Source organism: Pseudomonas sp. 11/12A, from assembly GCF_000800055.1.
GTDB lineage: Bacteria > Pseudomonadota > Gammaproteobacteria > Pseudomonadales > Pseudomonadaceae > Aquipseudomonas > Aquipseudomonas mohnii.
On the sequence record NZ_JUGV01000001.1, the window covers coordinates 6,143,579 to 6,155,861 of the forward strand.

Consider the following 12,283-nt stretch of genomic DNA (forward strand, 5'->3'; position numbering starts at 1 on the left):
GGCCGGATCATGAGAGTTCGAAAAAGGGTTGGCATGATACCCGCTCTCGATGACTGGATAAAGGCTGAATTGAACAAAATCTGAACAGTTATTCTGTTATCGCCAGCGGTTTGGTCCGGGCGGGTAAAGTCAGAAAGTTGTCGTCAATTCAGGATCGGTGAACCGTTTCACTCCGGTGAGTGGAAGCTGAGGCTGTAGTTCACCGCTTTGGCGCCTGGATCGAGAATGTCCAGTGCGATGTGGATCGGTGTCTGCGGGGGCATTTCGGCCATGCCTTCGAGATCGCCGCTCAGGTACTCGCCGGGCTTGAAGCGACGGCTGGCGATCAGATGGCCATTGAGGTCGGCAAAGCGCAGTTCCAGCAACGGGAATGGCTGGGAGAAAGGCGCGCGGTTGTAGATGATCGCGTCGACCACCAGGGCGCCGTTGAATTCCGGGTGACTGCGTACCACCAGGTTGCTGCTTTTGATTTTCGCGATGTCGACTTTGGATGGCACTGTGCAGCCGATTTGCGGGCACAGTTGCTGGAACCACGGACGGTATTGGTCCTGACGTGCCAGTTCATCGAAGTGGTAAGCAACGTACTGGCCGACGAGCGCACCAGCGCCGAGCACGATCAGCAGTAGCCAGAAGAGTCGGCGACCCCACGGGGAGCGACGTTGTTGCCAGTCCAGTTGCAGCGGATCATCGGTCAGGTCTTGCAACACGTCGGTGCGCACGCCGGGTTCACTGCGTTCGCGTCGCTTGCGCAATGGCTCGATCGAGGGCAGGTCGTCGTCATGTTCGTCGCTTGCAGTGGCCGACAGGCGTTCATGATGAACCGGTGCGTCGAGCGGGTCGTGCAGGCGCAGTTGTGGCGGTGTTGCTTCGTCCTCCGGTTCGACGGGCTCCAGGGACAGCGAAGGTTCAGTGCGCGAGGGTTTGTTCGGGACCTGCTCCGGTTCCGGCAAATCCTCTTCTTCGGTCTGGGCGCGATCGGCAGCCGATTCGCTGAACAGGCTGTCGGACCAGGGCTCTTCGGTCTCGGCGGTGTCGCGACGGGCGCTGAGCGTGTCTTCGCGATGCCGGGTGAACTCCGTGGTCGGCTGGATTTCCCGCTGCTCGAGTCGGGCCAGCTCTTCGTCGAGGTCGAGGCTGTCGAGGTCCAGCTCGGCGGCCGTCCATTGTTTTTGGCTGATGGCGCGGGGTTCTGCGGGTGGCGGTGCTTCGACGATGGCCGGGACGACCGGTGCGACAGGTTCCTTGCCGGCCTGCTCAAGCAACTGCTTGGCGGCATTGAACACCTGCAGGCATGAGCCGCAGCGAACAACGCCGCGAGCCACGCTCAACTGAGCATGGCTGACGCGGAAGCTGGTTTGGCAATGCGGGCACTGAGTGACGAAGCTGTCGGTCATGCGGCGATCCGGATTATGCAGAGGCTCATTCTAGCGCCGACGGCCGGTGATGCGCACCCAGCCATCGCGATTGGCGATCGGATCCAGGTCGAAGTCCTTGGCATAGGCGGCGGCCACTTCTTCGCCTTGCTCGGCAAGGATGCCCGACAGCGCCAGGCGACCGCCCGTCTTGACCAGTCCGGACAGCTGCGGTGCCAGGGACACCAGCGGGCCGGCGAGAATGTTGGCGACCAGCACGTCGGCCTGAACCTGCGGCAAATCTTCCGGCAGATACAGCGGGAAGAGCTCTTCGGCAATATTGTTGCGTCCGGCGTTGTCGCGGGAGGCTTCCAGCGCCTGAACGTCGATGTCGGTGCCCACGGCTTCCTTCGCACCCAGCAGGAGGGCGGCGATTGCCAGAATCCCCGAGCCACAGCCGAAGTCCAGCACATTGCAACCTTTCAAGTCCTGGCCGTCGAGCCATTCCAGGCACAGCGCGGTGGTGGGGTGGGTGCCGGTGCCGAACGCCAGGCCCGGGTCCAGCAGCAGGTTGACCGCCTCAGGCTCGGGGGCGGCGTGCCAGCTCGGCACGATCCACAGGCGCTGGCCAAAACGCATCGGCTGGAAGTTATCCATCCAGCTGCGTTCCCAGTCCTGGTCTTCGATCACTTCGCTGTGGTGCTCGGGCAATGGGCTGCCGGTCAGCAGCTCGAGGTGGGCCAGTACGCTGGCGGCTTCGGTGCCGCCTTCGAACAGGGCCAGCAGGTGGGTGTGCGACCACAGTGGTGTGGTATTGAGTTCCGGTTCGAAGATGGGCTGATCTTCGGCGTCCATGAAGGTCACCGACACGGCGCCCACTTCAAGGAAAGCGTCTTCATAGGTTTCGGCTTGTTCTGGGCTGATGGCGAGACGGACTTGCAGCCAAGGCATGGCGGGCACCTTTGAAAAATATTGATTGCAGCCTAGCGGGCTGCGAGAAGCGCGCAAGTTTACGCGAGCGCGGGGGGTTTGTGGGAGTGGGTTGGCCCGAGCATCAACACATACCCTGTGGGAGCGAGCTTGCTCGCGATGAGGCCGGTACATCCGATATCAATCGTAGACTGATACACGGCTATCGCGGGCAAGCCCGCTCCCACAGGGTTGGTGGTGATTCGTTAAATGAAATATCCGGAAACAACAAGGCCGCCCGAAGGCGGCCTTGTTGATGAGGTCGAAGCTTAGTGCTTCTCGCCCGCCAGCTTGTGCTCGAGGTAGTGAATGTTCACGCCCCCTTTGCAGAAGCCTTCATCGCGAGTCAGGTCGCGGTGCAGCGGGATGTTGGTCTTGATCCCGTCGACCACGATCTCGTCCAGGGCATTGCGCATGCGCGCCATGGCTTCGTCGCGGGTTGCACCGTAGGTGATCAGCTTGCCGATCAACGAATCGTAGTTCGGCGGAACGGCATAACCACTGTACAGGTGCGAATCGACGCGAACGCCGTTTCCGCCCGGGGCGTGGAAATGCTTGACCGTGCCAGGGCTCGGCATGAAGGTTTTCGGGTCTTCGGCGTTGATCCGGCATTCCAGCGCGTGACCGCGGATGACCACGTCATCCTGGGTGAACGACAGCTTGTTGCCGGCGGCGATGCTCAGCATCTCCTTGACGATGTCGATGCCGGTGACCATTTCCGATACCGGGTGCTCTACCTGGACACGAGTGTTCATCTCGATGAAGTAGAAGCGACCGTTTTCGTACAGGAACTCGAAAGTGCCTGCGCCACGGTAACCGATGTCGATGCACGCCTTGACGCAGCGGGCGAAGACTTCCTGGCGAGCCTTCTCGTCGATGCCCGGTGCCGGCGCTTCTTCGAGAACTTTCTGGTGACGGCGTTGCAGCGAGCAGTCGCGGTCGCCCAGATGGATGGCGTTGCCCTGTCCGTCGGAAAGTACCTGGACTTCCACGTGGCGCGGGTTAGTCAGGAATTTTTCCAGATAGACCATCGGGTTGCCGAACGCTGCGCCCGCTTCGGAGCGGGTCAGTTTCGCCGAGGAAATCAGGTCTTCTTCCTTGTGCACAACGCGCATGCCGCGACCACCGCCGCCGCCAGCGGCTTTGATGATCACCGGGTAACCGACTTCACGGCCGATGCGCAGGGCGGTTTCTTCGTCCTCCGGCAGCGGGCCGTCGGAACCCGGAACGGTAGGCACACCGGCGGCGATCATGGCGTGCTTGGCCGAAACCTTGTCGCCCATCAGGCGGATGGTTTCAGCTCTCGGACCGATGAAGGCGAAGCCGGATTTCTCGACCTGTTCGGCGAAGTCGGCGTTTTCCGCGAGGAAACCGTAGCCTGGGTGAATGGCGGTGGCGCCGGTCACTTCGGCCGCGGCGATGATCGCCGGGATGTGCAGGTAAGATTGGGCGGCCGATGCAGGACCGATGCAGACGGACTCGTCTGCCAGGCCCAGGTGCATCAGTTCCTTGTCAGCCTTGGAATAAACGGCGACGGTCTTGATGCCCATCTCTTTGCAGGCGCGCAGAATCCGCAGTGCGATCTCACCGCGGTTGGCGATCAGAACTTTTTCCAACTTCGCAGTCATCAAAGGCTCTCCGCGGTTCAAACGATGGTGAACAGCGGTTGGTCGTACTCAACCGGCTGGCCGTCTTCGACGAGGATGGATTCGATCACACCGCTGGTTTCAGCTTCGATGTGGTTCATCATCTTCATGGCTTCAACGATGCACAGGGTGTCGCCTTTCTTCACGGTCTGGCCGACTTCAACGAAGGACGGCGAGGTTGGCGAAGACTTGCGATAGAACGTGCCGACCATCGGCGAACGGGCAACGGTGCCGTTCAGCGCTGGTGCGGCCGGAGCAGCAGGGGCGGCAGCGGCAGCCGGAGCAGCAGCGACAGGCGCGGCAGCCGGGGCATGCATCGGAGCCGGTGCGTAATACTGCTGAGCCGGGGTCTTGCTATGACGGCTGATGCGTACGGACTCTTCGCCTTCCTTGATCTCGAGCTCGTCGATGCCGGACTCTTCCAGCAATTCGATCAGTTTCTTAACTTTACGGATATCCATGAATCATCAACTCCCAAGGGTCGGTCAGGGGCGTTTAACGCTTGTTGTTCAAGCTGTTGCCTGTCTTTCAAGCTGCTCTAGGGCGGCCTCCAGGGCCAGTCGATAACCGCTGGCGCCAAGGCCGCAGATCACTCCCACCGCTACGTCGGAGAAGTAAGAGTGATGGCGGAAAGGTTCACGTTTGTGCACGTTAGACAAATGCACTTCGATGAATGGGATGCTCACCGCCAGCAGCGCGTCACGTAATGCGACACTTGTATGTGTAAAAGCTGCTGGGTTGATCAAAATGAAGTCCACGCCTTCAGTGCGAGCGGCGTGGATGCGGTCGATCAATTCGTACTCGGCATTGCTTTGTAGGTGCAGCAAATGGTGGCCGGCTTCACGGGCCCGGCGTTCCAGGTCCTGGTTGATCTGCGCCAGTGTCGTGGCGCCGTAGGTGCCCGGTTCACGGGTGCCAAGCAAGTTCAGGTTGGGTCCGTGCAGAACCAGTAGGGTCGCCATCGGCTGTTCCTTTGTTATCCGTGTGCAATGGTCAGAACCCGGCGACTATGCCGCAAAGCCTTTGTGACTGTCCAGTTCTCTGCAATAGCCAGCACGATGCCCGATGTTTGCGCGAGTTATATGACCGCTTGATTAAATCTGGTCATTCGCCCTGGCAACACGTTCGGCGAAGTCCGGCGCATTGATCTCGCCGATCACCCGTACTTGCGCACGTTCGATGCCGTCCTTGCCGAAAAACATCAGTGCCGGAGGCCCGAACAGTTTGTAGCGGTCGAGCAGGGCGCGTTGCTCGGCATTGCTGGCGGTGATGTCGAAGCGAATCAGCCGGTAGCCCTTGAGCCGTTCAACAACCGTGGAGTCGTTGAGCACTTCGTGTTCGATGACTTTGCAACTGATGCACCAGTCGGCGTACCAGTCGAGCAGCAGCGGAGTGCCCGACGCGCGGGCTTCGGCCAGTGCGCGGTCGAGGTCGGCCGGGGTGCTGACGGTCTGCCATGCATTGCTGGTGGGCGCTGGCGGGTTGCCGGCAACCGTGCGCGTCTGACCGATCGGGTTGAACGGATCGGTCTGTCCGCTGAACGCGCCATACCAGCAGGCCAGCGCATAAAACAGCAGAAACAACCCGAGCAATTGACCCAGGCGTTTTCGAGGCGGTTTGTAGACGAACTCCAGCGCGCCCATGAACAGGCCGACGCCACCGGCCAGCAAGCCGATCAACAGCAAGGTGACCTGCCCGGGCATGACGCGGCTGAACAGGCCGATCGCCAGCCCGAGCAGTAATACGCCAATCGCGTTTTTCACGTAGACCAGCCACGGCCCGCTCTTCGGCAACCAGGCGGCTCCCCCCGTGGCCACCAGCAGCAATGGTGCACCCATGCCGAGGCCGAGCATGAACAGTTTCAGGCCTCCGCCCAAGGCATCGCCGCTGGCACTGATGTATAGCAGCGCGCCGGCCAGAGGTGCCGAGACGCAAGGTGAAACCAGCAGGCTCGAGACCACGCCCAGCACGGCGGCGCCCCACAGCGAACCGCCTTCGGTGCGTCCGGCGATGCGATCGAGTCGGCTGCTGATCGCGTGTGGCAACTTGAGTTCGAACACGCCGAACATCGCCAGGGCGAACACGGCAAAAAACATCGCGAACGGCACCAGCACCCAGGCTGATTGCAGGCGTGCCTGCAAGTTGAGCTGCGCGCCAAACAATCCCATCAAGGCACCGAGGAGGGCGAAGCAGGTGGCCATCGGCAGTACATACGCCAACGACAGATTGAACCCGCGCCAGCCGCCGACCTGTCCGCGCAACACTACGCCGGAAAGAATCGGCAGCATGGGCAGTACGCAGGGAGTAAAGGTCAGGCCCAGGCCCGCGAGAAAAAACAGCGCCAGTTCACGCCAGCTCCAGTCACGGGCTGTCGTTGCGCCGTCGCCATTGATGTTCAGGCGTTCGGTCTCGGGTGGGTAGCACAGGCCTTTATCGGCACAGCCCTGATAGGTCACGGCCAGGGTAAAGGCGCGTTGATCTGTGCGCGGCAGTTCCACGTCGAGAATGCCGTGGTAGACCTCGACGTCGCCAAAGTACTCGTCATGCTTCTTTTGCCCGTCCGGCAGTCGTGCTGTGCCGAGGACGACATCGGCTGGATCGGCGCGAAATTGAAAGCGGTGGCGGTAGAGGTAATAACCTTCGGTGGCCACGAAGCGCAGCTTGATCGATTGCGGCGTGCTTTCCACCAGGCTGAGCTGGAAGGCTTCGCGCACCGGCAGGAAATCGGCGCTGTTGTTGATCGAACCCAGCGTCGAACTGGGCCGACTCTCCAGCAGCCCGGTGGCGGTGGCCGGCAGGGCGAGCACTAAAAGCAGCAGGCAGAGCAAACGGCGCATGACAATCTCGCGTATCGGAATTGGGGGCATGATAGCGGACAGTCGTTCGGTGTGCAGAGCCACGGATGTGTGGTGAGTGAACTGACGCCATCGCGGGCAAGCCCGCTCCCACAGTGATCTTCAGTGAACACAAACATTGTGTACTGCCAAGAATCCAGTGGGAGCGGGCTTGCGCGCGATAGCAATTCGTCAGACGCGGAACGCCTGAACGGCTGTATGCAGTTGCCCGCCCAACACCAGCAGGTTCTCCCCTTGCTCTCGCCCTTCGCCAATGCGCAGCAAGTTATCCCCACCCAGTTGGTGAATCCGCTCGCTGTGATCGCGGATCTCGCTGACAGCGCCACTCTGCTGGGCGGTGACATCGGCAATGCGCACGGCTGTCTCGGAAATGGTCTGGATCGCTCCGACGATTTTATCCAGCGCACCGTCGGCCGCCTGGGCCTGATTGGCGGTGGCTTCGGCGTGTTCGACCTGGGCGCGCATGCCTTCGACCGATTGCCGCGCGGCAGTTTGCAGGCCGGCGATCAGGGTCTGAATTTCTCCCGTGGCGCCGGCGGTGCGTTGTGCCAGAGAGCGCACTTCTTCGGCCACCACGGCAAAGCCGCGCCCCATTTCCCCGGCGCGAGCCGCTTCGATGGCCGCGTTCAGGGCCAACAGGTTGGTCTGGTCGGCAATCGAGCGGATCACGGTCAACACACCGCCGATGGTGGCCGATTCCTCGGCCAGGTGTTCGATCATCTGCGCATTGCCCTGCACTTCACCCACCAGCGCATGCAGGCCGGTGAGGCTCAGGCCGATGACTTGCTGCCCGTGCGCGACGGCCTGGCCAGCGTGGCGGCTGGCATCGGCGGCCTGACTGGCATCGCCGGCCACTTGTTGAATGGTCGCCTCCAGTTCGCTGAGCGAATCACGGATCATGGCCGTGTCACCAGCCTGATGTTCGGCGCCGCTGTGCAGGTCATTGCTCAACTCTGCCAGGGTTCGGCTGCTGCCCGCGACCTGCTCGGCGTTGAGGCGGATGGTGCCCACCAGGTCCACCAGATAGGCGCGCAGGCGATTGAGCGAGGCTTCGATGTCTTGCAGTTCGCGGTTGGTTTTGCCCAATTGAATGTCGCGACTGAAATCGCCTTCGGCCCAGGTGGACAGGGCTGGAGCGAGGTTGGTCAAGGTTCGGGCCAGCTTGCGTTGCAGGGTGTCGATGAGCAGGGCGATCAGCAAAATCAGACCGATCATCACGCCTTGCATCAATCGCACTTCGCTCTGGATCTGTCCGTGTTGGGCGCGTACCACGGGCTCAAGACCGGCGATCGCTTGCTGTACGGCAGTGATTTTCAGGTGGGTCGCGGCACTGAGGTCGGCGCGTTTCTGGATCTGCTCGCGGGTACGCGCCAGTTCCGCCGGGTAGCGGGTGAGGAGGCTGTTCAGTTCACGCTTGAGGCCGACGCCGGCATCTTCCGCAACGGCTTTTTGAGTGTTTTCCAGCCCCATCATGGCGGCGAAATCATCCGTATTCGATTCAGCGCTGACGGCCACGCCCAGCAGTGGCAGGGCATCCAGCTGCTCAGCCTGGGCACGGATGTTGGCGACTTCGCGCTCGACATCGGCAGCCAGTTCGCTGCGGCCGCTGCTGACCAGTTTGTCGCGGGCCAGGGAAAGTTTGCCCAGGTGCTGGGCGGCGGCGAGCAATGGTGTCAGGTAAGCCACGTTGCCACTGGCGTACTGGCTGAGTTGGTCAAGGCTGGCGCCGAGTTCCCGTTCGGCTTGCAGCAACAGGGCTTGCGGGTCTCCCGCGAGTTTGCCGGCGGCGAGCAGGTCGGTTTTGCTGAATTCGTCCAGGGTCGACAGGCTGGGGCGCAAGGTTTCGGCCAAGGCCGGCGGCAATTCGCCGAGTTCGTTCTGTAAACCATCGATCGCCTGGCTGGCGCTGCTCAAGCGCAGGGCATCGCCGCTGGCGAGATAGTCTTCGACGTTGCGCGCGACTTCATTTTGAAACCGCTGGGACAGGCCGAGGTATCGCTCCATCAACAGATAGGGGCGTTCGAGGGCCTTTTGCGACCACCAGAGTGTCGCGCCAAGGGCTACGCAGACGGCGACTAAAAGAAGGGTATTGAGATTGGTCAGCAGCTTCAGACGCATCGTGTCTACCAACGGCAGAATGATAAGCGCCTGAATTTATTGCGTTTCTGTTACAGGGTTATGACTGATGGAGTGATTTGCGATGAAAAGGTGGCACTTTGCTTTGGCGTCCTGGCCGCCTGTACGCGATTGCGCCCGGCGTCTTTGGCCCGATAGAGCGCCTCGTCCGCCTGGCTGGCCATCAACAGGCTGTCCGAGTGTTCGCACAACTCGACCACCCCGGCACTGAAGGTGCACCAAAGATCATGGGGTTGAGCGGGGTAATGAATTTCGGCAAACCGCTGACGTATTTCATCGAGGACCCGGTAGGCCGCATCAAGGTCAGTGTCGGGCATGACGATGGCGAACTCTTCGCCGCCGTAACGGCCGATAAAGTCGGTCTTGCGCAGTCGTTGTTTGAGAAACAGGGCCAGGCTCTTGATCACGCGGTCGCCCATGGGGTGGCCGTGGCTGTCATTGACCCGTTTGAAGTGGTCGATGTCGAGCATCGCAAAGCTCAGCGGCTTGTTCTCGCGGCGGGCGCGGAACGAGCAGTCTTCGAGCAATTGCAGAATGTGGGTGTGGTTGTACAACCCGGTGAGGCTGTCGCGGACCATCCGAGCCTTGAGGTTGCGTGCCCGTGCCGCGCGGTTGCGCACGGTGGTGATCAGGTGCCGGGGCTTGATCGGCTTGGTCAGGAAGTCGTCGCCGCCTTCGCTCATGGCGTCGAGTTGCTTGTCCAGATCGTCTTCGGCCGACAGGTAAATGATCGGCACGCTGACGTAACGGTCGTTGTGGCGAATCACCTTGGCCAGTTCCGTACCGGTGCACGCCGGCATGTACATGTCGAGGATGATCAGGTCCGGTTGAAAGTCAGCCAGCTCGGCCATGGCCTGGATCGGCTCGATCAAGGTCCGGGTGACGATCCCCGCGCTATTAAGGAGGCGTTCGGTGTGCAGTGCCTGGGCGCGGGAATCGTCGATGATCAGCACTTTATAAGGTTCATACTGGGCGACGCAGGTCAGGACTTCGATTTTCTCGAGCAGGCTCGAGGCTTCGAGGGTGCCGGTGAGAAACTCCTGGCCGCCGGCTCGCACCGCGGCAAGGCGGGTCGGGGTGTCGGTTTCGTGCAGGCTGAAGAACAACAGCGGCAAACGATGATCGAGGCCTTCCTGGGCTTCGGCGGCCAGTTTCAGGCCGATGCCGGGGCCGCTGAAATCCACGTCCATGACGATCGCCGCTGGCAAGCGCTCGACCATCGAGGCGCGAAACGCCGCCACGCTGTCCAGGGACTGGGCGCTGAGGCCAAAGAACTCAAGCTGTTTGGCCAGACGTTCGCCACGGTCATGATCCTGCAGCATCACGTAGATCGGCTTGCGCAGGGGTGGCAGAAAGGTTTGGTCGAGCTGATCGCCATGACGCAGGCCGGTACGCGACAGGCGCTGCATCAAGCGATTGAGGTCGGTGATCAGGCCGCTGCTCAGTCGTCCGCGATTGGCGTCGACAGCTTCCAGCGACTGGCTGATATGGCGTGCCAGTTGCGTGTGTTCCGGTTGCTCGAAACGTTCGGCGAAACGCAGCAGGCGCAGATTGGCCTCGCTCAGTTCCGACAGGTCATTGGTCGACCACTCGCTGCGCTGCAGGCGCTGCCATATCTCAAGAATCTGACGTGCTTGATGAATTACCCGCTGGGCAAAGTGATGCTTGAGGCGCTCGCGGCTGGGGTCTTCTGGCTCGGTCATATCCTGACTACTAGTTAGGGTGCACGCTGAGGGTCGACTGGTGGCTCTATGCTAGCACCTCTTTTCGATTGCATGAGTGTTGTACGTCAATAATCTGCAAGGCGAACTCATTCAGTTTACGACCGATTGGTCCTTAAGAGACTCTTGGTTCCTGCGGAGGCCCGGTGAACAGGCGCTTTCAGGATTTTACTTGTCTGTCGTTCAGCTATTTCCGGCTGGGCGCCGGGCCGCTTCTGTCGGGTTTTTTCTGATTTTTCGCCGACCTGACCCGGAAGGGCTTTTTGCCTGATAGGGTTCAGGGATTCCCCTATACGACATCCGCAAAACTCCGGTGGACGGCTTGAGTCTTTGTGACGGCCAAGGTGCGGCAAATTTCAATGGCTGTCATCGACCTGTAGTGAGTGGCGGGGCGCTTGAGTTCATGAGCAAGGGTTTGCCGCCGTTTCAGGCGGTATTTTTCGGGATTAACCCAACGGCGGGTGCCGGGCCAAGGCACGTTGTTGTATGGTTGTGGTCGAACCGATGAACCTAAGTGATTGAAAGGATATCGCCATGCTGGACTGGAAGAACCGCGCCGGTAGCGCGCCTGAACGTGCCGCTGAACCGAAGTCGGCTACCCGCAGTTATCTGGGCGGCCTGTTGTTCAGTCGGGCGCTGCTCACACTGGTAGTGATCTACCTGGTGGTAACGAGCATTCTGGGCTGGTACTGGAGCCAGGAGCCATCGCTGTTTCCGGTGCAGCAGAATGCCCAAATGGCGGCCGAGAAAGAAGGCAAGCAGATGGTGGTCGGCTATACCACGGTCGAAACCCTCAAGACCGTCGCCGGTACATTGCTGAACAAACCGGGCGGCTACATTTCCAACGACCGTTTCCCGCCGGGCCTGTGGATGGACAACATGCCGAGCTGGGAATATGGCGTGCTGGTCCAGGTGCGTGATCTGAGTCGTGCAATGCGCAAGGACTTCGCCCGTTCGCAATCGCAGTCCACTGAAGACGCCGATCTGGCCAAGGCCGAGCCGCGTTTCAACTTCGACAATAAGAGCTGGGTGTTGCCGTCCAGTGAGTCCGAGTATCAGGAAGGCATCAATTCCCTGAGTCGCTATCAGGCGCGCCTGTCTGATCCGAGCCAGAAGACGGCCCTGTTCTATGCCCGTGCCGACAACCTGAACAACTGGCTGGGTGACGTCGGGACTCGCCTGGGGTCGCTGTCGCAACGCCTGTCGGCCAGCGTCGGCCGAGTCAAGCTCAACACGGCGTTGAAAACCGAAGTCGTGGCACCGGGTGTGGCGCCGCAGGTTGACGAAGAAATCGTCGAAACCCCGTGGATGCAGATCGACAACGTATTCTATGAAGCCCGTGGTCAGGCCTGGGCCCTGTCGCACTTGCTGCGCGCTATCGAGGTCGATTTCGCCGATGTGCTGGCGAAGAAGAACGCCACGGTCAGCGTGCGCCAGATCATCCGTGAACTGGAAGCTTCGCAGGAACCGGTATGGAGCCCGATGATCCTCAATGGCAGCGGCTTCGGTGTGCTGGCCAACCACTCGCTGGTCATGGCCAACTACATCTCCCGCGCCAATGCGGCGGTGATCGATTTGCGTCAACTGCTGAATCAGGGCTGAGT

General features: G+C 60.9%; 9 protein-coding genes. 1 reads left to right on the forward strand and 8 read right to left on the reverse strand.

All coding sequences use genetic code 11. The features are described 5' to 3' along the window. Positions 1 to 167: 167 nt before the first annotated feature. From GQ39_RS28065 to gcbA, 8 genes are all read right to left on the reverse strand, one after another. Entirely contained in the window at positions 168 to 1,394 is a 1,227-nt protein-coding gene (locus tag GQ39_RS28065) for a DUF3426 domain-containing protein (protein WP_047536974.1), read from the reverse strand. A gap of 30 nt (positions 1,395 to 1,424) precedes the next feature. Beyond that, on the reverse strand, positions 1,425 to 2,303 hold the full coding sequence (gene prmA / locus GQ39_RS28070; RefSeq protein ID WP_047536977.1) for a 50S ribosomal protein L11 methyltransferase: 879 nt from the start codon (positions 2,301 to 2,303) through the stop codon (positions 1,425 to 1,427). A 287-nt stretch (positions 2,304 to 2,590) separates the two neighbouring features. Continuing rightward, complete coding sequence (gene accC / locus GQ39_RS28075) at positions 2,591 to 3,949, reverse strand: acetyl-CoA carboxylase biotin carboxylase subunit (RefSeq protein ID WP_047536979.1); 1,359 nt, start codon at positions 3,947 to 3,949, stop codon at positions 2,591 to 2,593. 17 nt (positions 3,950 to 3,966) lie between these two features. Continuing rightward, entirely contained in the window at positions 3,967 to 4,428 is a 462-nt protein-coding gene (gene accB / locus GQ39_RS28080) for an acetyl-CoA carboxylase biotin carboxyl carrier protein (RefSeq protein ID WP_047536982.1), read from the reverse strand. A gap of 48 nt (positions 4,429 to 4,476) precedes the next feature. After that, the gene (gene aroQ, locus GQ39_RS28085; protein WP_047536984.1) at positions 4,477 to 4,929 is read right to left on the reverse strand and encodes a type II 3-dehydroquinate dehydratase; all 453 of its coding nucleotides are present in this window, start codon (positions 4,927 to 4,929) and stop codon (positions 4,477 to 4,479) included. A gap of 132 nt (positions 4,930 to 5,061) precedes the next feature. Further along, entirely contained in the window at positions 5,062 to 6,804 is a 1,743-nt protein-coding gene (locus GQ39_RS28090; protein ID WP_047536987.1) for a protein-disulfide reductase DsbD, read from the reverse strand. A 189-nt stretch (positions 6,805 to 6,993) separates the two neighbouring features. Then, positions 6,994 to 8,940, reverse strand: a complete 1,947-nt coding sequence (locus GQ39_RS28095) for a methyl-accepting chemotaxis protein (RefSeq protein WP_047536989.1) — start codon at positions 8,938 to 8,940, stop codon at positions 6,994 to 6,996. 50 nt (positions 8,941 to 8,990) lie between these two features. Continuing rightward, on the reverse strand, positions 8,991 to 10,661 hold the full coding sequence (gcbA, locus tag GQ39_RS28100; RefSeq protein WP_047536991.1) for a diguanylate cyclase GcbA: 1,671 nt from the start codon (positions 10,659 to 10,661) through the stop codon (positions 8,991 to 8,993). 552 nt (positions 10,662 to 11,213) lie between these two features. On the opposite strand from gcbA, the gene GQ39_RS28105 reads away from it, so the two are divergent. Next, positions 11,214 to 12,281 (forward strand): DUF2333 family protein, encoded by a 1,068-nt coding sequence (locus GQ39_RS28105; RefSeq protein WP_047536993.1) that lies wholly within the window; start codon positions 11,214 to 11,216, stop codon positions 12,279 to 12,281. Positions 12,282 to 12,283 lie beyond the last annotated feature (2 nt).

Bases quoted from the DNA above. Each gene is read 5' to 3' on its own strand.
- GQ39_RS28065 (WP_047536974.1), bottom strand. From the start codon at position 1,394: ATGACCGACAGCTTCGTCACTCAGTGCCCGCATTGCCAAACCAGCTTC.
- prmA (WP_047536977.1), bottom strand. From the start codon at position 2,303: ATGCCTTGGCTGCAAGTCCGTCTCGCCATCAGCCCAGAACAAGCCGAA.
- accC (WP_047536979.1), bottom strand. From the start codon at position 3,949: ATGACTGCGAAGTTGGAAAAAGTTCTGATCGCCAACCGCGGTGAGATC.
- accB (WP_047536982.1), bottom strand. From the start codon at position 4,428: ATGGATATCCGTAAAGTTAAGAAACTGATCGAATTGCTGGAAGAGTCC.
- aroQ (WP_047536984.1), bottom strand. From the start codon at position 4,929: ATGGCGACCCTACTGGTTCTGCACGGACCCAACCTGAACTTGCTTGGC.
- GQ39_RS28090 (WP_047536987.1), bottom strand. From the start codon at position 6,804: ATGCGCCGTTTGCTCTGCCTGCTGCTTTTAGTGCTCGCCCTGCCGGCC.
- GQ39_RS28095 (WP_047536989.1), bottom strand. From the start codon at position 8,940: ATGCGTCTGAAGCTGCTGACCAATCTCAATACCCTTCTTTTAGTCGCC.
- gcbA (WP_047536991.1), bottom strand. From the start codon at position 10,661: ATGACCGAGCCAGAAGACCCCAGCCGCGAGCGCCTCAAGCATCACTTT.
- GQ39_RS28105 (WP_047536993.1), top strand. From the start codon at position 11,214: ATGCTGGACTGGAAGAACCGCGCCGGTAGCGCGCCTGAACGTGCCGCT.